21 protein-coding genes and 2 rRNA genes (1 of these 23 cut by a window edge) are annotated in these 21,731 nt (G+C 45.7%); 22 read left to right on the top strand and 1 reads right to left on the bottom strand.

What is annotated here, in order from left to right; genetic code table 11:
• The 9 genes from NSQ99_RS01080 to pssA all read left to right on the top strand — a co-directional run.
• A 23S ribosomal RNA gene (locus NSQ99_RS01080) occupies window positions 1-1,734 on the top strand; it begins 1,196 nt to the left of the window's first position.
• A gap of 140 nt (window positions 1,735-1,874) precedes the next feature.
• Window positions 1,875-1,991: ribosomal RNA gene (rrf, locus tag NSQ99_RS01075) — 5S ribosomal RNA — on the top strand.
• A gap of 478 nt (window positions 1,992-2,469) precedes the next feature.
• Complete coding sequence (locus tag NSQ99_RS01070; RefSeq protein WP_251670964.1) at window positions 2,470-2,928, top strand: CtsR family transcriptional regulator; 459 nt, start codon at window positions 2,470-2,472, stop codon at window positions 2,926-2,928.
• A gap of 20 nt (window positions 2,929-2,948) precedes the next feature.
• The gene (locus NSQ99_RS01065) at window positions 2,949-3,476 is read left to right on the top strand and encodes a UvrB/UvrC motif-containing protein (protein WP_251670962.1); all 528 of its coding nucleotides are present in this window, start codon (window positions 2,949-2,951) and stop codon (window positions 3,474-3,476) included.
• Between the two features lie 31 nt (window positions 3,477-3,507).
• Window positions 3,508-4,587, top strand: coding sequence for a protein arginine kinase (locus NSQ99_RS01060; protein WP_251670961.1), 1,080 nt, complete (start codon window positions 3,508-3,510; stop codon window positions 4,585-4,587).
• Entirely contained in the window at window positions 4,584-7,025 is a 2,442-nt protein-coding gene (gene clpC / locus NSQ99_RS01055; RefSeq protein ID WP_340834427.1) for an ATP-dependent protease ATP-binding subunit ClpC, read from the top strand. The genes NSQ99_RS01060 and clpC overlap by 4 nt, the downstream gene beginning before the upstream one ends.
• Before the next feature lie 238 nt (window positions 7,026-7,263).
• Complete coding sequence (radA, locus tag NSQ99_RS01050; protein ID WP_340834424.1) at window positions 7,264-8,631, top strand: DNA repair protein RadA; 1,368 nt, start codon at window positions 7,264-7,266, stop codon at window positions 8,629-8,631.
• A gap of 15 nt (window positions 8,632-8,646) precedes the next feature.
• Window positions 8,647-9,723: a DNA integrity scanning diadenylate cyclase DisA gene (gene disA / locus NSQ99_RS01045; protein WP_251670955.1), complete on the top strand. Its 1,077-nt coding sequence runs from the start codon at window positions 8,647-8,649 to the stop codon at window positions 9,721-9,723.
• 84 nt (window positions 9,724-9,807) lie between these two features.
• Window positions 9,808-10,533, top strand: coding sequence for a CDP-diacylglycerol--serine O-phosphatidyltransferase (gene pssA, locus NSQ99_RS01040; protein ID WP_251670953.1), 726 nt, complete (start codon window positions 9,808-9,810; stop codon window positions 10,531-10,533).
• Window positions 10,534-10,590: 57 nt separating this feature from the next.
• Here pssA and NSQ99_RS01035 read toward each other — a convergent pair whose 3' ends face one another.
• The gene (locus NSQ99_RS01035) at window positions 10,591-10,986 is read right to left on the bottom strand and encodes a DUF1573 domain-containing protein (protein ID WP_251670951.1); all 396 of its coding nucleotides are present in this window, start codon (window positions 10,984-10,986) and stop codon (window positions 10,591-10,593) included.
• Between the two features lie 141 nt (window positions 10,987-11,127).
• Here NSQ99_RS01035 and NSQ99_RS01030 point away from each other — a divergent pair, with 141 nt between their 5' ends.
• The 13 genes from NSQ99_RS01030 to nusG all read left to right on the top strand — a co-directional run bounded on the left by NSQ99_RS01030 (window position 11,128) and on the right by nusG (window position 21,706).
• Window positions 11,128-12,222, top strand: coding sequence for a PIN/TRAM domain-containing protein (locus NSQ99_RS01030; RefSeq protein ID WP_251670949.1), 1,095 nt, complete (start codon window positions 11,128-11,130; stop codon window positions 12,220-12,222).
• 49 nt (window positions 12,223-12,271) lie between these two features.
• Window positions 12,272-12,985: a 2-C-methyl-D-erythritol 4-phosphate cytidylyltransferase gene (gene ispD / locus NSQ99_RS01025; RefSeq protein ID WP_340834417.1), complete on the top strand. Its 714-nt coding sequence runs from the start codon at window positions 12,272-12,274 to the stop codon at window positions 12,983-12,985.
• Window positions 12,978-13,454, top strand: coding sequence for a 2-C-methyl-D-erythritol 2,4-cyclodiphosphate synthase (gene ispF, locus NSQ99_RS01020; protein ID WP_251670946.1), 477 nt, complete (start codon window positions 12,978-12,980; stop codon window positions 13,452-13,454). The genes ispD and ispF overlap by 8 nt, the downstream gene beginning before the upstream one ends.
• A gap of 48 nt (window positions 13,455-13,502) precedes the next feature.
• Window positions 13,503-14,963 carry a glutamate--tRNA ligase gene (gltX, locus tag NSQ99_RS01015; protein ID WP_340834414.1) on the top strand — a complete coding sequence of 487 codons (1,461 nt, stop codon included), beginning with the start codon at window positions 13,503-13,505 and terminating at the stop codon, window positions 14,961-14,963.
• 741 nt (window positions 14,964-15,704) lie between these two features.
• A complete protein-coding gene (gene cysE / locus NSQ99_RS01010; RefSeq protein ID WP_251670944.1) occupies window positions 15,705-16,367 on the top strand; it encodes a serine O-acetyltransferase in 663 nt (220 codons plus the stop codon).
• Between the two features lie 74 nt (window positions 16,368-16,441).
• A complete protein-coding gene (gene cysS / locus NSQ99_RS01005; protein WP_251670943.1) occupies window positions 16,442-17,854 on the top strand; it encodes a cysteine--tRNA ligase in 1,413 nt (470 codons plus the stop codon).
• A gap of 9 nt (window positions 17,855-17,863) precedes the next feature.
• Entirely contained in the window at window positions 17,864-18,280 is a 417-nt protein-coding gene (locus NSQ99_RS01000; protein WP_251670942.1) for a Mini-ribonuclease 3, read from the top strand.
• Between the two features lie 14 nt (window positions 18,281-18,294).
• A complete protein-coding gene (rlmB, locus tag NSQ99_RS00995) occupies window positions 18,295-19,062 on the top strand; it encodes a 23S rRNA (guanosine(2251)-2'-O)-methyltransferase RlmB (protein ID WP_251670941.1) in 768 nt (255 codons plus the stop codon).
• Window positions 19,063-19,068: 6 nt separating this feature from the next.
• On the top strand, window positions 19,069-19,638 hold the full coding sequence (locus NSQ99_RS00990; protein ID WP_340838708.1) for an NYN domain-containing protein: 570 nt from the start codon (window positions 19,069-19,071) through the stop codon (window positions 19,636-19,638).
• Window positions 19,639-19,781: 143 nt separating this feature from the next.
• Entirely contained in the window at window positions 19,782-20,438 is a 657-nt protein-coding gene (gene sigH, locus NSQ99_RS00985; protein ID WP_251670939.1) for an RNA polymerase sporulation sigma factor SigH, read from the top strand.
• Window positions 20,439-20,770: 332 nt separating this feature from the next.
• Window positions 20,771-20,920 (top strand): 50S ribosomal protein L33, encoded by a 150-nt coding sequence (rpmG, locus tag NSQ99_RS00980; RefSeq protein WP_082967189.1) that lies wholly within the window; start codon window positions 20,771-20,773, stop codon window positions 20,918-20,920.
• A gap of 18 nt (window positions 20,921-20,938) precedes the next feature.
• A complete protein-coding gene (secE, locus tag NSQ99_RS00975; RefSeq protein ID WP_251670938.1) occupies window positions 20,939-21,148 on the top strand; it encodes a preprotein translocase subunit SecE in 210 nt (69 codons plus the stop codon).
• A 24-nt stretch (window positions 21,149-21,172) separates the two neighbouring features.
• Window positions 21,173-21,706: a transcription termination/antitermination protein NusG gene (gene nusG / locus NSQ99_RS00970; protein WP_251670936.1), complete on the top strand. Its 534-nt coding sequence runs from the start codon at window positions 21,173-21,175 to the stop codon at window positions 21,704-21,706.
• The last annotated feature ends 25 nt before the right edge of the window (window positions 21,707-21,731 follow it).

Below are 21,731 nucleotides of genomic sequence, written 5' to 3'. Positions count from 1 at the left end.
ACCACCGAAGCTATGGCAGGTACCGTATGGTACTTGGGTAGGGGAGCGTTGAATATGGATTGAAGTCAGACCGTAAGGACTGGTGGACTGTATTCAAGTGAGAATGCCGGTATGAGTAACGAAAAGACAAGTGAGAATCTTGTCCGCCGTAAGCCTAAGGGTTCCTGAGGAAGGCTCGTCCACTCAGGGTAAGTCGGGACCTAACGCGAGGCCGAAAGGCGTAGTGGAAGGACAACAGGTTGAAATTCCTGTACCACCGAAGATTGTTTGAGCAATGGGGTGACACAGAAGGGTAGTGACGCGGACTGATGGAATAGTCCGTCCAAGCAGTGAGGCTTGTCAGTAGGAAAATCCGCTGGCTATAAGGCTGGGCTGTGATGGGGAGTGAAAATTACAGTAGCGAAGGTCATGAGCTCCGGCTGTCAAGAAAAGCCTCTAGTGAGATCTAGGTGCCCGTACCGCAAACCGACACAGGTAGGCGAGCAGAGCATGCTAAGGCGCGCGGAAGAACTCTCGTTAAGGAACTCGGCAAAATGACCCCGTAACTTAGGGAGAAGGGGTGCCCCGGTAGGGTTAATCGCCCGAGGGGGCCGCAGTGAAAAGGCCCAATCGACTGTTTAGCAAAAACACAGGTCTGTGCGAAGTCGTAAGACGAAGTATACGGGCTGACGCCTGCCCGGTGCTGGAAGGTTAAGGGGAGTGGTTAGGGGTAACCCGAAGCTATGAACCGAAGCCCCAGTAAACGGCGGCCGTAACTATAACGGTCCTAAGGTAGCGAAATTCCTTGTCAGGTAAATTCTGACCCGCACGAATGGCGTAACGAATTGGGCGCTGTCTCAACGAGAGATCCGGTGAAATTTTAATACCTGTGAAGATGCAGGTTACCCGCGACAAGACGGAAAGACCCCATGGAGCTTTACTGTAGCTTGATATTGGACTTTGGTACGATCTGTACAGGATAGGTGGGAGCCTATGAAGCATGTGCGCCAGCATGTGTGGAGGCGCCGTTGGGATACCACCCTGATCGTATCGGAGTTCTAACCTGTCACCATGAATCTGGTGAAGGGACCGTGTCAGGCGGGCAGTTTGACTGGGGCGGTCGCCTCCTAAAAAGTAACGGAGGCGCCCAAAGGTTCCCTCAGAATGGTTGGAAATCATTCGAAGAGTGTAAAGGCATAAGGGAGCTTGACTGCGAGACCTACAAGTCGAGCAGGGACGAAAGTCGGGCTTAGTGATCCGGTGGTACCGCATGGAAGGGCCATCGCTCAACGGATAAAAGCTACCCTGGGGATAACAGGCTTATCTCCCCCAAGAGTCCACATCGACGGGGAGGTTTGGCACCTCGATGTCGGCTCATCGCATCCTGGGGCTGAAGTAGGTCCCAAGGGTTGGGCTGTTCGCCCATTAAAGCGGTACGCGAGCTGGGTTCAGAACGTCGTGAGACAGTTCGGTCCCTATCTGTCGCGGGCGTAGGAAATTTGAGAGGAGCTGTCCTTAGTACGAGAGGACCGGGATGGACGTACCGCTGGTGTACCAGTTGTTTCGCCAGAAGCATAGCTGGGTAGCCAAGTACGGAAGGGATAAGCGCTGAAAGCATCTAAGCGTGAAGCCCCCCTCAAGATGAGATTTCCCAATTAGTAAGACCCCTTGAAGACGACGAGGTTGATAGGCTGGGGGTGGAAGTGCAGCAATGCATGGAGCTGACCAGTACTAATCGGTCGAGGGCTTATCCTACAGACTTTGAATACGGAGCGCAAGCGAAGATTCATAAGTCACATCGGAAGCAAATGCTTCTGCTTGATTCAAACTTTGGAGATTCACAACTTTCATATCCAGTTTTGAGGGTGCAAGCCACTTTGGAAGCATCTACAACGTTTGGTGACGATGGCGAAAGGGAACCACGCGTACCCATCTCGAACACGACCGTTAAGCCTTTCAGCGCCGATGGTACTTGGACCGCAGGGTCCTGGGAGAGTAGGACGTTGCCAAGCACGAAGGAAGCCTATTGCGTATGCAGTAGGCTTTTTTTGTTGTGCGGATGTAGTGATGATGCATGGTGATTGCGTAGAGCTCAGTCGGTGAGGTTCTTATGATCAGGAAAGCATTGCTATAATCCAGGAGAGTATCTGAATCCTGATTGAGTATATTCGGTAAAGAGACAGCATTTTTAATGGAAACACTAGAAGAGGATCTCGAGGTTATAACATCGAATATAGAAGAACTGAAATCAAATTGACACTTTTATGCTCCGCATTACGTATATTTTGAGTATAAAAGCAGCATCCTATAGATAGGCTAGCAATAAATTGAATTGTCAGAAAAATGATTCCAAACATATTGACCTTCTCTGAGGATTTAGTATAATAATATCAAGGTCAAAGAAAGTCAAAGTCAGATTAACCTTAAACTGCTGACATTCGTATTCGCGATCTAGCAACATTTATGAACTACAGTGAGAGGAGGTTGGTCATGCGTAACATTTCGGATCTCATTGAACAGTATTTGAAGCAATTGCTCGAAAATAGCGGTGGTGCTGTTGAGATTCAGCGTAATGATCTGGCCGAAAGATTTTCATGTGTTCCCTCTCAAATTAATTATGTCATTAGTACACGTTTTACACTTGAGAAGGGATACGTCGTTGAAAGCAAACGTGGCGGTGGCGGTTACGTCAGAATACAACGTATCGAGCTACCAACATTAAAAGGCATTCAACTACATCTTGATCAAGCAATTGGAACGCAAATTGATCAAAACTGTGCTGAAGGCTTAATTTATCAGCTGGAAGGAGCAGGGCATCTCAGTGAACGAGAAGCAAATTTGCTACGGGTAGCTATTCATCGAGACACACTTTCGATTAAGCTTCCGCTTCGCGATGAGCTTCGTGCGAGACTGCTGAAGGCAATGCTCATTGCGCTGCTTTTGAAATAAAGGCAAGGAGTTGAGTTGCGATGATCTGTCAAGAATGTGGAAAACGACCATCTACATTACATTTCACAAAAATCGTAAATGGAGAAAAGACAGAGTTTCATATTTGCGAAGTGTGTGCACGTGAAAAAGGCGACGGCATTCCTGGAGCACCAAACAGCTTCTCTATCCATAGCTTGCTATCCGGCATTTTGGATTTTGATGCGGTCACAAGTAAAGGCCTCAATAGCTTGAAGCCGCAGGAATCGTTACGCTGTGAAACATGCGGAATGAGTTATGCGCAATTTAGTAAGATTGGACGTTTTGGCTGCAGTGATTGCTATGATGCATTTAGTGAACGCCTTGATCCATTGCTGAAGCGAATTCACGGTAATACGAAGCATAGCGGGAAAATTCCGAAGCGTTCTGGACTTAAAGTACAGTGTAAACGACAAATTGAACAGCTAAGAGCTGATCTTCATCGTTATATAGAATTAGAAGAATTTGAAAAAGCCGCAACGGTTCGAGATGAAATTCGAGAGCTAGAGCGAAAGATGCAGCAGTCTTCATAAATACTAATAGATTGAAATCGGGGTGAGTACAGTGACAAAACATCGATTTTCATCTGCTGCGCAAAGTGAATGGATGCGTGAAGGACCTGAATCAGACGTAGTCATTAGCAGCAGAATTCGATTAGCGCGCAATCTCCAGCATCAGCCGTTTCCGTTACTTGCTACAACAGCTCAATCCGATGAAGTACTAGAGCAGCTGTCAGCTGTTAGTGACAAGGGCGGTCTTGATGAGTTAGGTACATTTTCTACAATCTTATTAAAGGATTTAACCGAATTAGAAAAACGCGTTCTGGTAGAGAAGCATCTAATAAGTCCTAACTTAGCCAATGAATCGCGTGCAGGTGCTGTGGTGCTAAGTGAGAATGAAGCGATCAGCATTATGATTAATGAAGAAGATCATTTGCGAATTCAATGCCTGCATCCGGGATTCCAAATTCGTGAAGCATGGAAAATTGCTAACGAAATCGATGATTGCTACGAAGCAGCTATCGAGTATGCTTTTGATGAGAATAAAGGTTACTTAACGACATGTCCGACAAACGTTGGCTCTGGACTAAGAGCATCAGTGATGATGCACTTGCCAGCACTTGTTCTTACGCAGCAAATTAATCGGATCCTGTCCGCCGTTTCACAGGTCGGTCTTACCGTAAGAGGGCTGTATGGAGAAGGCAGTGAAGCATTAGGTAATTTATTTCAAATATCTAATCAGATCACGCTTGGTCAATCTGAGGAAGAAATTATTGATAATTTATACGGTGTAGCTAAGCAAATTATTGAACATGAGAAGGCTGCCCGTCGTAAACTAATGAATGAATCCTATCGTAGGCTGGAGGACCGTATTAAACGCTCCTACGGTATTCTGAGTCATGCGTCCATTATGGATTCTAAAGAAGCAGCTCAGCGATTGTCAGACATTAGACTAGGAGCAGATCTTGGCATATTGCCTCAGGTTTCTCCACGACTTTACAATGAATTGCTTGTGATGACTCAGCCGGGCTTTTTACAGGTGCGATACGAGGAAAAGCTATCTCCTGATGATCGCGATGTAAAACGGGCTGAATTGATTCGAGAGCATTTGAATACATTTGAACATGGAGGTGCATCGCAATGATGTTTGGACGATTTACTGAACGTGCCCAAAAGGTGCTGGCATTAGCACAAGAAGAAGCGGTACGACTTGGTCATAACAATATCGGAACAGAGCATATTTTATTAGGGCTCATTCGTGAAGGTGAAGGCATTGCAGCGAAGGCGCTTCAAGGACTAGGCCTTGGCTTAGAAAAAATTCAGGATGAAGTAGAAGCACTCATTGGCCGTGGACAAGAGCAGCCTAACAACATCGCTTATACGCCTCGCGCCAAAAAAGTTATTGAGCTATCTATGGATGAGGCTAGAAAGCTTGGTCATACGTATGTGGGTACCGAGCACATCCTGCTAGGACTTATTCGTGAAGGTGAAGGTGTAGCCGCTCGCGTACTGAATAATCTCGGCATTAGCTTGAATAAAGCGCGACAGCAGGTGCTGCAGCTACTAGGCAGCAGTGAGGCGGTATCTAGCCATCAACATACACCATCTAACATCAACACGCCGACACTTGATGGTCTAGCACGTGACTTAACAGCTACAGCGAAGGAAGGTCATCTTGATCCTGTAATTGGACGCTCCAAAGAAATTGAGCGCGTCATTCAAGTATTGAGCCGGAGAACGAAAAACAATCCCGTGCTTATCGGTGAACCAGGTGTAGGTAAAACAGCGATTGCTGAAGGTCTTGCTCAAAAGATTATCGCGAATGAAATTCCAGAAACGCTGCGTGATAAGCGTGTAATGACACTGGATATGGGCTCTGTTGTAGCAGGTACAAAATATCGCGGTGAGTTCGAGGATCGATTGAAAAAAATTATGGATGAAATTCGTCAAGCAGGCAACATCATTCTATTCATTGATGAGCTGCATACGTTGATCGGAGCAGGTGGAGCTGAAGGCGCAATCGATGCATCGAACATCTTGAAGCCAGCACTTGCACGTGGCGAGCTGCAATGTATCGGTGCAACAACGCTTGATGAGTATCGTAAATATATCGAGAAGGATGCCGCGCTTGAGCGCCGCTTCCAGCCAATTACCGTTGATCAGCCATCGGTAGATGAGGCCATTCAGATCTTATATGGCTTACGAGATCGCTATGAAGCACATCATCGCGTGAAAATTACCAATGAGTCAATCGAGCAAGCGGTAAAGCTATCTGATCGTTATATTACCGATCGTTTCTTGCCGGATAAAGCGATTGACTTGATCGATGAAGCAGGCTCTCGTGTACGTTTGAACACGTACACCGTACCACCGAATTTGAAAGAGCTAGAAACACGTCTGGACAATATCCGTAAGGAAAAGGATGCTGCAGTACAAAGCCAGGAGTTTGAAAAGGCAGCAGCCTTAAGAGATACCGAGCAAAAAATTCGTGAAGAGCTAGATACGACGAAAAATCAGTGGAAAGAAAAACAAGGCCGTACTGATTCTGAAGTTACACCGGATGATATCGCACAGGTTGTAGCAAGCTGGACAGGAATTCCTGTCGTTAAGCTAGCAGAAGAAGAGACGGAACGTCTATTGAAGATGGAGAGCATTCTTCATGACCGTGTCATTGGTCAAGAGGAGGCGGTGAAATCAGTATCCAGAGCTATTCGTAGAGCTCGCGCTGGTCTGAAGGATCCTAAGCGTCCAATTGGATCATTTATCTTCCTTGGACCTACTGGTGTTGGTAAAACTGAGCTAGCACGTGCGCTTGCAGAAGCGATCTTTGGCGATGAAAATGCCGTTATTCGTATTGATATGTCCGAGTACATGGAGAAGCATGCGACTTCCCGTCTGGTCGGAGCGCCTCCAGGCTATGTTGGTTATGAGGAAGGCGGTCAATTGACGGAGAAGGTACGCCGCAAACCATATTCTGTCGTACTCCTTGACGAAATCGAGAAGGCACATCCAGAAGTATTTAATATCCTGCTACAGGTGCTGGAGGATGGTCGTCTAACTGACTCCAAGGGCCGTCTTGTTGATTTCCGTAACACGCTGATCATTATGACGTCTAACGTCGGTGCTGATCAGATCAAGCGCAATTCAACGCTAGGCTTTACGGCAGTACACGATTCAGGTCGTGAATTTGCTGTAATGAAAGATAAAGTGTTAGCGGAGCTGAAGAAAAGCTTCCGCCCAGAATTCATTAACCGTATCGATGAAACGATTGTGTTCCATTCCCTCGAAGAGGAGCATATCGCACAAATCGTATCGCTTATGGCGGATGATCTGGCAAAACGTCTAAAAGAGCAGGAAATTGAGTTTAGCTTGACCGACTCGGCTAAAAAATTCCTTGCCAAGGAAGGCTTCGACCCACAATACGGAGCTCGTCCGCTACGTCGAGCAATTCAGAAGCATATCGAGGACCGACTATCCGAGGATCTGTTGATGGGCTTAATTCAAAAAGGCGACAGCTTCGTTATCGATGAACAAGATGGGCAGCTTGTTGTCAATAAAAATGTTAAGGCTTCTGTAGAGTAATGTGTGATTGTACTAAAACCAATTAGAGCAAAACACAAGTAACTCACAAGCAAAACTCAAGTAAAACAACGATATTAAGCACTCTGTATATTCAGAATGATGGATCATTAGATCTGTCTTCTGGAAACAGGGTGCTTTTTTTATGTTCAATAGACGAAATACGAATGTGTCTTTTTCTTCTAGCGTGATAATGATAAGATGGAAATATAAGAAATAGGAACGTGAGAAGGAGTTTGGCATGGCTAAAGTTAAAGTGAAATTCGCTTGTACGGAATGCGGCACGGAATCACCACGCTGGATGGGAAAATGTCCGGGCTGCCAATCATGGAACACAATGGTGGAGTTTAAGGAAACGGTATCGAAAACGAAAGGTGTCGGCTTATCTGGAATTCATACGAAAGAAAAACCGACTTCTATCATACATATAGAAAGTGGGAAGGAGCCACGTATCGAGACATCTATGCTAGAGCTTAACCGCGTGTTGGGCGGCGGAGTTGTGCCAGGGTCGCTTATCCTTGTCGGTGGGGATCCCGGAATTGGTAAATCTACGTTGCTGCTGCAGACGTCTCATGCGCTAGCTTCTAAGGAGCTAAGCGTGCTCTATATATCCGGCGAGGAATCCGTTCGCCAAACGAAGCTAAGAGCGGATCGTCTGGGTGCTTTATCTGAGCATTTATACGTATTATGTGAGACGAATATGGAGCATATTAATGATGCGATTGATAATTTGAACCCGGATTTTTTAGTGATCGACTCAATTCAAACCGTATATGATCCAGGCGTAGAATCAGCACCCGGCAGCGTTGCTCAGGTTAGAGAGTGCACAGCACACTTTATGCGGGTGGCAAAGCAAAAAGGGATCGCCACAGTACTTGTCGGTCATGTAACGAAGGAAGGGGCTATTGCGGGTCCAAGATTACTTGAGCATATGGTCGACTGTGTTTTATATTTCGAAGGGGAGCGGCATCATACATACCGCTTATTGCGTGCTGTAAAGAATCGTTTTGGCTCAACGAATGAAATCGGCATCTTTGAAATGGGAGAGGAAGGACTGCGAGAGGTAAGCAATCCTTCGGAGCTTTTCCTGTCAGAGCGTTCACTTGGTGTTTCTGGCTCAACGGTTGTAGCCAGCATGGAAGGAACAAGGCCTGTGCTTGTTGAGCTGCAGGCATTAGTTGCACCTACAAATTTCCCATCACCACGAAGAATGTCTACCGGTATAGATCACCACCGGATGTCACTTATTATTGCTGTGCTCGAAAAAAGAATGGGCATGTTCTTGCAAACACAGGATGCCTATCTTAACGTTGCAGGCGGTGTAAAGCTCGACGAGCCGGCTGTCGATCTAGCTGCAGCAGTCTGTATCGCATCGAGCTTTAAGGATGCGCCGACAAAGCCGGATGATGTTATCTTTGGTGAAATTGGCTTAACAGGTGAGGTGCGTGCGGTTTCACGCGCAGAGCAGCGGGTGAAGGAAGCAGCCAAGTTAGGCTTCAAGCGTGTTATTATGCCACAAAAAAGCTTAAAAGGATGGACACCGCCTGACGATATAAAAGTGGTAGGTGTTAGTACGGTCGCAGAAGCATTGAAAGCAGCATTGGAATAGGGGGAGCATAGCATCATGAAGGATATTCACCAGCAGGAAACGATGAATAATTTATTACGATTAGTGGCACCAGGCACCCCTTTTCGAGATGGACTGGAGAATGTGCTGCGTGCTAAAACAGGTGCGTTAATTGTTGTAGGCTTAAGTGATGAAGTGAAGGAAGTCGTTGATGGTGGCTTTTCTATTAACTGCGATTATTCACCGAATTATTTATATGAGCTAGCTAAAATGGATGGAGCAATTATTTTAAGTGAGGACCTTAAGCGTATTCTATACGCTAACACTCAGCTTATTCCCAATAGCTCTATCCCATCAACGGAAACTGGGATTCGACATCGGACAGCTGAGCGTTTTGCGAAGCAAACCGGTAAATTAGTGGTATCAATCTCGCAGAGGCGCAATATTATAACATTATACCAAGGGTCACTTAGATATTCTCTTAAGGATATGGGCTTTATATTGACGAAGGCGAATCAAGCGATTCGTACGCTCGAGCGGTATCAAAGTGTACTTAGTCAAGCATTAACAAATTTATCTGCACTGGAGTTTGAGGAGCTAGTTACGCTGCAAGAGGTGGCGTACGTTCTTCAGCGCTGGGAGCTGCTGCAGCGTATTAAGACGGAAATATTACGCTATGTAAATGAGCTTGGAACGGAAGGCCGCTTAATACGTATGCAAATGGAAGAGCTCATTGTTGGCTTAGAGGATGAAGGGCTTCGACTAATGGCTGACTACATTAAAGAATACACGCCGAATAAAGTGACAGAGCTGCAAGCCAATCTAAAGCGTCTAAACAATGATGAGTTGCTTGATGCACTGAATATTGTGAAATTATTAGGCTATTCATCTAACGTATTGCAAGGTGATGAGGCTGTTTCATCTAGAGGATATCGGATTTTAGCGAAGATTCCAAGGCTACCGCAAGCGATTATGAACAATTTGGTTGAGAGGTTCGGCAAGCTTTCGGTTATATTATTGGCATCTGCTGACGAATTAGATGCTGTTGAAGGCATTGGAGAAGTACGTGCACGATCCATTCGTGATGGACTCAGACGTATACAGGAGCAAGTGTTCATTGACAGACAAATCTAAAACCCCTACAATTAATTGGATGTGCAGAAATACAATACACACAACCAATGTAGCGAGTTGCATGGAAAAGATGAGGTGGAGAAGATGATTAGCAAGTCTATACCGAGTCTCCTTACGCTAGGCAACCTGTGTCTTGGCGTGATCGCAATATTGCTCGTATTCAACGATTATTCAGGCATGGCGGCGATTATGGTCATCATTGCTATGCTGCTTGACGGAGTTGACGGCCGTGTTGCACGCGCGCTCAATGCACAAAGCGAATTCGGTAAAGAGCTGGATTCATTAGCAGATATTATTTCGTTCGGTGTCGCACCTGCATTTATTATGTACGTTGTAGCACTGCAGGATGTAGCTCCTGCGATTTCCTGGATTGTTACTGCACTATTCCCGATATGCGGAGCGATTAGACTGGCTCGATTTAATGTAAAAGCAAGCGCGCCTGGAAGCTTTACAGGTCTGCCGATTCCGGCAGCGGGGTGTATACTGGCAACAGTTGCATTGTTTAAGGAGGATGTCGCTCCTGTCGTATTTATTGTGACATCGGTTATACTCGCACTACTTATGGTAAGTAATATTCGATATCCAAGCTTTAAGAGTATAGGCATACCAAAAAATATGCTATGGGCTGTACCTATTATTATTGTCGTTGCACTTGTCGTTGGAATATTATTTGAAGAGCATTTATCAATGGTGTTTTTTATTCCACTTATCTTTTATACGCTGTATGGTGTGAAAAAGACGATAAGTCGCCGTATGAAGCGTAAGAAGCGCGAGGCGCAGGAAGAGGAACAATCTAAAAAGCACGCGTAACGCGTAATATGATTATTAAATGGAAAAAAGCAGAGGCAAACGCCTCTGCTTTTTTGTTTATGTCAGATTAAACAATCCTAATGTATTGCATTTTTGATATTCCTTTTCTACAACTTCGGGCAGCTTAATGTCAAGCTGAGTGCATAGTGCGGCAAGGTAAAACAAATTCCGCCCAATCGCTTGCTCTACGAGCTCTCTGCAATGCTCACAAAGCTCACCTGTCACGTGATTAGAGATGCGATCCTGGGCAACATCTAATGAATCAACCTCATGAAACGGCTGCTTAGAGGCATGAAGCTCAATACAGCCACAATCTGTTATTGACTTTGTAACGGTACGATTGATGGATGCGCTTGTTTGATCCAGCTTAGACATAATATCAAGCACACTGCGATGGCGCAGCAATAACTGTGATACTTGTTCCTGAAATTGCTCTAAAGCATGAGTATCCACAATGTTCACCTGCCTATTGAGATTGGAATTGAGTTAATTATAAACAAATTGCGGGAAGATTTCCACTTTGTGCATTTTTGTTTTGAAACAGACGATTAACGTTTGAAAAAATTGCTAATAATTGTAATGGAGGTGATACCTATGAAAAAATTAATGAAAATAATAGGGATTTGTATCGGTGCAATGATAGGAGCGGAAATGTCTAACTGGTTCAATGCAGCACCTGCTTGGAGTAGTTCTTCGAATCCATTCCTTCAGCAATCAGGCACTTATTACATGAATGTAGCAATTGGAGCGTTTCTAGGATGGATGCTAACGACGATTTTCTCTAAGCCATTATTACAGCTGATGAACAGTGGGTTGAAGCAGACGGAAGGAATGCCGCTTCGAAAACTGCTCTCTGCAGTTGGTGGCTTAGTGATTGGTCTGTGTCTTGCTGCGCTCATCTATCCTGCCATTGCGATGCTAGGTGGATTGTGGAAGCTCGTACCGATTGGAGTCGCGTTAATATGTGGCTATGCGGGCTTGCAAATAGGTATGCGTAAGCAGGATGAATTAGCGGATGCGATGAAACAGCTGATGGAAAAGCCCAAGGTTGTTGCAGCGGCGGGTGAGGTTAAAGGCTTTGAAGAGCATAAAATTTTAGATACAAGTGTGATTATAGATGGTCGTATTGCAGATATTTGCAAGACGGGCTTTATTGAAGGTACGCTTGTCATTCCTGAATTTGTGCTGGAAGAGCTGCAGCATATTGCGGATTCATCGGATCTTCTCAAGCGTAACCGAGGTAGACGTGGGCTTGATATTTTGAATAAAATTCAAAAGGAGCTCGACGTTCATGTATTGATCTATGAAGGTGATTTTGAGGAGCATACAGAGGTGGACAGTAAGCTTGTGAAGCTGGCGAAGCTTCTATCCGGTAAAGTTGTAACGAATGACTTTAATCTGAATAAGGTGTGCGAGCTGCAAGGAGTATCCGTGCTGAACATTAATGATCTCGCTAATGCTGTGAAGCCAGTCGTACTACCTGGTGAAGAGATTGTCGTTCAAGTGATTAAGGACGGCAAGGAGCATGGACAAGGTGTGGCATACTTGGATGATGGAACGATGATTGTCGTTGAAGGTGGTCGAGAATATATTGGCCACACGATGGAAGTGCTCGTAACGAGTGTTTTACAAACTTCAGCAGGAAGAATGATATTTGCTAAGCCAAAGCTGTTGGAAAAAGCGCTATAAAGCGGTATGATAATACTATTGTATAGAATCGCTTAAGGCAGGTATCAGGATGATGGAACGGTGGGGAGTTGTCGTTGTCGCCGCAGGTCGCGGCACGCGAATGGGTACAGCGGAAAGTAAGCAGTATTTGCAGCTTAATGGTAAACCGATTATCGTACATACACTTCAAAACTTTCAAGCAATGGCATTCATTGATGAAATTGTCTTAGTCGTAGGTAAAGATGATATCGCGCGCTGCCAGCAGTGGTGCGAGCAGTATCGTATTACGAAAGTGAAGGCAATTATACCAGGAGGCGCTGAAAGGCAGTATTCGGTTCATGCCGGGTTAGAGGAAATTAAGTCCCAGTGGGTGCTCGTGCACGACGGTGTTAGGCCGTTTGTTACGGAGGCTGCAGTTGCACGCTGCTGTAAGCAAGCTGTCATTCACGGAGCTGCAGTACTCGCTGTTCCTGTAAAGGATACAATTAAGCAAGTCAATCATGAAGGCGTCATTACAGCAACTCCAGATCGTAAGAGCTTGTGGGCCATTCAAACCCCGCAAGCTTTTCGTCATGAATTGTTGCTCGACGCACACGTAGCAGCTGAGCAAGCAGGGATGCTTGGAACAGATGATGCAAGTGTTGCAGAGTGGAGAGGTGCAAAGGTCGTCGTAGCAGAAGGTGAATACACGAATATTAAAATTACGACGCCAGAGGATTTGCCGTGGGCGCAATTGCTGCTACAGAATGAGGAAGTGAGAGGGGATAATAGCAACAATGATTAGAATAGGACAAGGCTTTGATGTTCATCAGCTGGTGGAGGGCAGGCCGCTCATTCTCGGCGGTGTAACGATACCTTATGAAAAGGGATTGCTTGGCCATTCTGATGCGGACGTGCTTCTGCATACGATCACGGATGCGATTCTCGGGGCGCTAGCGTTAGGAGATATCGGAAAGCATTTTCCGGATACAGATGAAGCTTATAAGGATGCAGACAGCGTAGAGCTGCTTCGCAAGGTATGGCTTATGGTTAAAGAAAAAGGCTATCGCTTAGGTAATGTCGATGCTACAATTATGGCACAGAAGCCAAAAATGCTGCCTCATATCCCTGCTATGATTGATGTCATTGCAGAGGTGCTTGAAGCAGATGCGGATCAGGTTAACGTAAAGGCTACAACAACAGAGCAGCTAGGCTTTGTTGGTCGCGGGGAAGGTATCGCTTCTCAGGCCGTTGTATGTCTGCTTAAAGCGTAATGAAGTGTAACCGTTCATTAACGGTATCGGAAAATGGAGGAAATGGATATGTCACAAGAAATTAGAGTCAGATATGCGCCTTCACCAACAGGGCATCTACATATCGGGAATGCAAGAACGGCCTTATTTAATTATTTATTCGCACGTCATCATGGCGGAAAATTTATTATTCGTATAGAAGATACCGATGTGAAGCGCAATGTAGCGGGTGGCGAGGAAAGCCAGCTGAAGTATTTGAAATGGCTGGGCATGTCTTGGGACGAGAGCATTGATGTCGGCGGTGAATATGGCCCATATCGTCAGACTGAGCGTCTGGACATCTATAAAACCTACTGGCAGGACTTGGTCAATCGCGGTCTAGCTTATCGCTGCTATTGCACAGAGGAAGAGCTGGAAAAGGAACGCGAGGAGCAGATGGCTCGCAATGAGACACCACGCTACTCCGGCAAGCACCGCAGCCTAACTGAACAGGAGATCAAGGCCTATGAAGCGGAAGGTCGTGTGCCTAGCATTCGCTTTAAAGTGCCTGAGAACCGTACCTATACGTTCGATGATATGGTAAAGGGAACGATTACCTTCGATACAGCGGAGATGGGCGATTTCGTTATCGTCAAAAAAGACGGCATCCCTACGTACAACTTTGCAGTTGTCGTGGATGATTACTTAATGAAAATTAGTCATGTGCTTCGCGGGGAGGACCATATCTCCAACACGCCTAGACAGCTAATGATCTACGAGGCGCTAGGCTGGGAGCCGCCACAATTTGCCCATATGACGCTTATTGTAAATGAGCAAAAGAAAAAGCTTAGCAAGCGTGATGAGTCGATCATTCAATTTATTGAACAATACGACCAACTCGGTTATTTGCCAGAAACGTTATTTAATTTCATTGCGTTACTTGGCTGGTCTCCAGAAGGCGAGCAGGAGATGTTTACGCAGGAGGAGCTAGTTCAGGTATTCGATGCGGCTCGCTTAAGTAAAAGTCCTGCCGTATTTGATACGAATAAGCTTGCATGGATGAACGGTGAATATATAAAAGCAGCAAGTGTCGATCGTATCGTCGCGCTATGCTTGCCGCATCTGCAGCAAGCGGGCTTGATCGAGCAGCAGCCGGATGAAGAGAAGCTTGCATGGATCACAGCGCTTGTTGCGCTCCATCAGGATAAGCTGCGCTCCGCATCTGAGATCATTGAGCATACGAAGCTGTTTTTCGCAGACGAAGTTGCGGATGAAGCAGAAGCTACAGAGGTTCTAGCTGAAGAAACGGTTCCAACCGTACTAGCAGCCTTCCTTGCCGAGCTTCGAGCTGATGGAGCAGACTTCTCCGTTGACGGGATTAAAGCGATGATCAAGGCAGTTCAGAAAGCGACAGGCTGCAAGGGCAAGTCATTGTTCATGCCGATTCGTGCCGCGATAACGGGTCAGACGCACGGACCTGATCTGAATCAATCACTTGTGCTGCTAGGTAAGGATAAGGTCGTATCTCGTTTGCAAGCTCGTCTAGCTTAAGTCAGCGTAGATCGCTCGGAGCTGTGAGCTTTGTGACGAGAATGTCGTTAGAAGAGGCAGCATACGTGCATAACACCTTGTCACTACGCGGTTGTTTCGCTATACTTATTCAAGATAGGTTTGAAGGTTATATTGAATTAAGCGTTGAACAGGATAAGTATGTTATTTCGCGGTGTTCAGAGAAGGCAAACGTTTGGTAGCTAGCTTATGCATATGCAGCTGCCAATAGGCTGGAAGTTGCCTCATCGTTGTAGCAGAAATGCACCTGGGAGCTTTGTACCGAGCTTTTGTTAAAGGTAGTTCAAAAAGTCATTCTTTGATCACGAAGTAGGACTGAAAGTTATTCGACATCGAATCTTGAATTCAGCCGGGCCTTCTGATGCTCACGTACCAATGCGTACGCTCCGCTCATCAGTCCCTAGCTTTATCCAATCTTCTCGGTGCTGAAAGCCTGACTTTTTGAACGCGAAATATAGACAAAAGGGTAGGTTACAACGTATCATCCGCGTTAAGGATGCGAAGATAATAGCTGCATGTTATTGGTCATGCATGCTATTAAGCAGAGTGGAACCGCGAATCTACGCCTCTGCAGCTTTGTAGCTGCAGAGGCTTTTTTACGTATTTATAGATGTGATCACATGAACCTGCTTCCTAGACTATACTCCGTGCTTTAGCGAACTATTGTATATCATATGCTCGTTGCACGATGAGAACGTGATCACACCATTAGGGGGAAGAGGCATGTTCCGGCACTTACAATCAGACGTGCGTGCTGTGTTCGACAACGATCCAGCAGCTAGAAGTACATTTGAGGTTGTATTCACGTATTCTGGGCTTCATGCAATATGGTCACATCGAATCGCTCATGCGTGCTACAACAGAAAATGGTACACCTTAGCGCGATTGATTTCACAAATCAGTAGATTTTTTACGGGCATAGAAATTCATCCTGGCGCTAAAATTGGCGAGCGATTGTTCATCGATCATGGCATGGGTGTTGTAATCGGAGAGACGTGCGTGATTGGCGACGATGTTGTAATCTACCAAGGCGTAACGCTCGGAGGTACTGGTAAGGAGAAAGGCAAGCGTCACCCAACGATTGGCAACAATGTGGTCATCGGATCGGGTGCTAAGGTGCTCGGATCGTTTAGCGTAGGGAATAACTCGAGCATTGGCTCAAATGCGGTTGTGCTGCGCGAGGTGCCTGACAATTGTACAGTTGTTGGCAATCCTGGACGTATTGTAAGAAGAAATGGTGAGAAGGTGCGTGACCGTCTTGACCATACACAGCTGCCAGACCCGATTATTGAGATGCTTCGAGACATGCAGCAGGAGATTGATTACTTAAAGGAGCAGGTCAAGCGGCAGAGCAGTCAAGAGAAGAATGACGAGAATCAAGCATAACATGAGAATAAAGCTTGAGCTCAACAAATATGGATCGCGATAACATAAGAAGAGAATACATTGGAGGTAAAGTGATGTCAGTTGCAATATATAATTCTCTCACACGCCAAAAGGAGGCTTTTAAGCCGATTGAAGCGGGCAAGGTTCGAATGTATGTATGCGGACCAACCGTATATGATTATATTCATATCGGAAATGCGCGTCCTGCGATTTTTTTCGATGTAGTAAGACGATACTTGGAGTACGCAGGCTATGAAGTGAACTACGTCTCCAACTTTACAGATGTGGATGACAAGCTGATTAAGAAGGCCAATGATCTTGGTGTTACCGTTCCTGAGGTCGCTGATCGCTTTATCGATGCTTATTATGAAGATATTGAAACGCTTGGCATTCGCCGCGCAAGCCTTAGTCCACGCGTAATGAATCATATGGATGACATTATTGAATTTATTGCAGGACTTATGGCAAAGGGACATGCGTATGAAAGTGGCGGTGACGTTTACTTTAAGACGTCGTCGTTTGCCGATTATGGTAAGCTGTCTCATCAAAACCTAGAAGAGCTGCAGCATGGCATTCGTGTGGAAATTGGTGACCGGAAGGCGGATGCACAGGATTTTGTGCTGTGGAAAGCAGCAAAGCCTGGAGAAATCAATTGGGATAGTCCATGGGGTAAGGGTCGCCCGGGCTGGCATATTGAATGCTCGGCAATGGCGCGCAAGTATTTAGGAGATACGCTTGATATTCACGGAGGCGGACTTGATCTGCAGTTCCCGCACCACGAATGTGAGGTTGCACAGTCAGAATGCTTAACCGAGGCACCACTAGCGAATTATTGGATGCATAATGGCTATATCCATATCAATAATGAGAAAATGTCGAAGTCTCTTGGCAATGGGATCACCGTGCATGAGCTGGTGAAGAAGGTAAAGCCGCAGGCAATACGTTACTTCATGCTTGCTACGCACTATCGTAGCCCGCTTAACTTCAATGATGATACGATCGCTCAAGCGACCAACAGCGTTGAGCGGATCAACACCTGCTATGCTAACCTGCAGCATCGATTTGAGCTTGCCGAGAAGGAAGGCAATACAGGTGAAGTTAGTGAAGCACTTGCAGCTGAGCTAGCACGTGTAGAACAGATGTTTACTGCTAAGATGAACGATGACTTTAATACGCCAGATGCGATTACCGCTTTATTTGAGCTTGTATCTGTAGCGAACACTAGCATGAAGGATGAAGCGTTAAGTGCGCAGGCGCTGAAGGCTTTGAAGGAGAAGTTCGAGAGATTTGATCTTGTGCTTGGCTTACTGCAACCAGCACAGGAGGAGGAAGACCTAGATGCGCAGGTAGAGGCGCTTATTGTAGAGCGCACAGAAGCGCGTGCAAATAAAAACTGGGCGAGAGCGGATGAAATTCGCGATTTGCTCAATGCTATGAATATTGTGCTTGAGGATACACCGCAAGGTATACGCTGGCGCCGTAAGTGAGAGTGAATAATGAATAATAAATTTGCAATACACAAGCCAGGCAAGCCATCCGCGCTGATTCAGCCGGTCGCGCTTGCCTACATGGGGGACGCGGTGTTTGAGCTGCTTGTCAGACAATATGTGCTGTCCATGCCGAATCATAAGGCTCATCATCTGCACAAGCTTGCAACAAGCTACGTATCTGCTAAAGCGCAGCGCACGCTGCTTGAGCGATTGCTCCCTTATTTAACAGAGGAGGAGCACGATATCGTGAAGCGGGGCAGAAATGCGAAATCCGGCACGCCTCCCAAAAATGCTGATATGCTCGATTATCGGCATGCCACAGCTTTAGAATGCTTAGTAGGCTATCTGTATTTTGAAGAGCGTATTGAACGTATTACAGAGCTATTCCGTATTGGACTTGGTGAATTGACTAGCGAGAAATAGAAAGGATGAATAGGATGACAGAAAGTCATAACGGGAGTCATAACGGTGAAGGCTTGATTGCAGGGAAGCATCCTGTACTGGAAGCACTGCGCTCTGGCCGTGAATTGAATAAAATATGGGTAGCTGATGGTGCACAGAAGTCTGTGACGGGGGCGATCCTCAGTGAGGCAAAGAAACATGGCATCGTTGTGCAGTTTGTTGATAAGCGCAAGCTGGACCAGCTTGCACCTGGCATTACACATCAAGGTGTTGTTGCTCAAGCGGCTGCAGCAGATTATGTGGAGCTTGAGGATTTGCTAGAGATACCTGCTCAGAAAGGCGAGACACCATTCTTTATCATTCTTGATGAGATTGAGGATCCACATAATCTGGGCTCTATTCTTCGTACAGCAGAATGCACCGGAGTGCATGGCGTTATTATTCCAAAAAGACGCTCCGTTGGCTTAACAGCTACGGTTCTGAAAACGTCGGCTGGCGCAGCAGAGCATGTTCCGGTAGCGCGCGTGACGAATTTGGCTCAAACGATTGAGCGAATGCAGGAACAAGGCATCTGGATTGCTGGCGCGGATGTTGCTGCTACTGCAGATGTTTACGCGCAAAAATTCGATATGCCGCTTGCTTTAATTATCGGTAATGAGGCGAAGGGTATCGGTCGTCTCGTTAAAGAAAAGTGTGATTTTCTTGTTAAGCTGCCAATGGCGGGTCGCTTAAATTCATTGAATGCATCGGTAGCTGCTGGTGTATTGATGTATGAGGTGTTAAGACAACGCAGAGGTTTGTAGCTTATGATGAATCGACGCAACGATGTGCTGTTAATTGATGGTTATAATATGATAGGCGCTTGGCCAGAACTCGCTCGCTTGAAGGAGCATTCCTTGGAGGATGCGAGAGATCGATTGCTCGATATGCTCGCAGATTTCCAAGGCTTTTCCGGTATGCAGGTGTATGTAATTTTCGATGCACATCAGATGCCTGGCGTAGGTGCGACCTATCGCCAGCATAAGCTAACCGTTGTCTATACGAGAGAAAAGGAAACGGCGGATGAGTGTATTGAGCGCATTTGCTCAGAGTGGATTAGCCGCAGGCGCAATGTGTATGTAGCAACGAATGACATGACAGAGCAGCATGTGATCTTTGGGCAAGGTGCTCTTAGAATGTCTGCGCGCGAGCTGCTCATGGAGATCAGGGAGAACCGTAAGGAGATTAAGCAAACGATAACGAGTCCAAGCGTCAAGCATCGTCATTCGATTGACAACCGAGTAACCAGCGATGTTTGGATGAAGCTTGAACGAATTAGAAGAGGAAAGCATGAAGATGATGACGATCAGACATTCAAAGGTCCCTTGTCGAAAAAATAACAAATGTTTCTATTGCTGATAAAAACTATATTGTGAGAAATGGCTCGTTTGGTTGACTGTAAAGCCTTATCTCATGTATACTGACTCTATGTTTGTGCATATAAATCTAGCGGTGTACGCCTTGCAGGCCGGAGGGATAGGGTATGAGTATCGACCTCAAAGAATGGAGTACGCTTGAATATGACGATAATACGGACGAGGAAATTGTAGAAGCTGTCCGTGAGGGCGATAGTATAGCGCTGGAATTCTTGATCAATAAGTATAAGAACTTCGTACGTGCGAAGGCTCGGTCATACTTCCTTATCGGAGCTGATCGTGAAGATATTGTTCAAGAAGGAATGATAGGTTTATATAAAGCAATCCGCGACTTCAAGGGGGACAAGCTTTCCAGCTTCAAAGCCTTCGCAGAGCTTTGCATAACCCGCCAGATCATTACCGCGATTAAAACCGCTACTCGCCAAAAACATATTCCTCTAAATTCCTATGTTTCTTTGGACAAGCCGATATATGATGAGGATTCCGATCGTACTCTATTAGATGTTATATGTGGCACGAGAGTATCGGATCCTGAAGAGCTTATTATTAATCAAGAAGAATTCTCTGGACTAGAAGATAAAATGGCAGAAATCTTGAGCGATCTTGAGCGCAAGGTTTTAATGCTTTACCTCGATGGTCGTTCCTATCAGGAAATCGCTGTCGATCTGAATCGACATGTTAAGTCGATTGATAATGCGTTGCAGCGGGTAAAGCGTAAGCTTGAGAAGTATTTAGAAGTCCGAGATATGACAGAGCACTTATAATTGAATAGGTATGTAAACGACGGACTGTCTTTATTGGCTGAATTTTTTCAGGCACTGAAGACAGTCCATTGGTTTAATATGGCTATCGTTTGGAACATAATGGTTATAGAGAGCTGATTGATCTAGCAGTGGTCTATAATCTGAAATGCAATTACTAGATATTGCTTGAAAATTGTACACCCGATACCGTTGTTTTGCGTTGACATGAGGAATGCCTTGTGCTAAAGTGTTTAGGTAGGCCTTGAAGTAGGTTTTTTCGTTGTGGTCAAAACCTATTTACGGGTAAAGTAATATGATTCGTTATTTTTTAGCAGTTCGGGAGGTGTTATTCAATGCGGGTTATCATCACGCTGGCATGCACAAACTGCAAACAGAGAAACTATGCGACGACTAAAAACAAACGCAATCACCCCGACCGCATCGAGTTGAAGAAGTTTTGCAAGTTCTGTAACGAGCAGACTCCTCATCGCGAGACGAGATAGTCAATTGGAGGTGTGACTGTGACATTTTTAGCGAAAGTGAAACAGAGCTTTAGTACGACGTTTAGTTTTTTTGCCGACAGTTGGGCAGAGCTTAAAAAGGTCCGTTGGCCTAGTCGTAAGGAATTGACGAGTTATACTCTCGTTGTGCTCGTGACGGTTATTGCTGTTACGATTTACTTCTGGATTCTAGACATCGGGATTTCAGCTCTCGTAGATCTAATTGTCTAACGAAGGCCCAAAGGTGGATTTGTGATGGAAAAAAGATGGTACGTCGTGCATACGTATTCCGGCTATGAAAACAAAGTGAAGGCTAATTTGGAACGTCGTGTTGAGTCCATGAATATGGAAGATAAAATTTTCCGTGTTCTTGTACCGATGGAAGACGAGATCGTAGAGAAGGACGGTAAGCGTAAAACCGTTCAGCGCAAGGTATATCCTGGCTACGTGCTTGTCGAGATGATCCAAACAGATGATTCATGGTATGTTGTTCGTAATACGCCTGGAGTTACGGGTTTCGTAGGATCGACTGGTTCAGGATCAAAGCCTACTCCATTATTGCCTGAAGAAGTGGAACAAATTCTTAAGCATATGGGTATGGAAGAGCCTAAGCCGAAGATTGAGTTTGAGCTGAAAGAAACTGTTCGCGTCAAGGTAGGTCCTTTTGCAGACTTTGTCGGAACTGTGGAAGAAATTCTGCTCGACAAGGCGAAGCTAAAGGTTCACGTCAACATGTTTGGTAGAGAAACCCCGCTTGAGCTTGACTATACTCAAGTCGAGAAGGTGTAACCTTTATCGAAGGGGACTCGGGCAA

This window comes from Paenibacillus sp. FSL W7-1287, assembly GCF_038004245.1.
GTDB classification, from domain to species: Bacteria; Bacillota; Bacilli; order Paenibacillales; family Paenibacillaceae; genus Pristimantibacillus; species Pristimantibacillus camelliae.
This window is presented reverse-complemented; position numbering and strand designations above follow the sequence as displayed.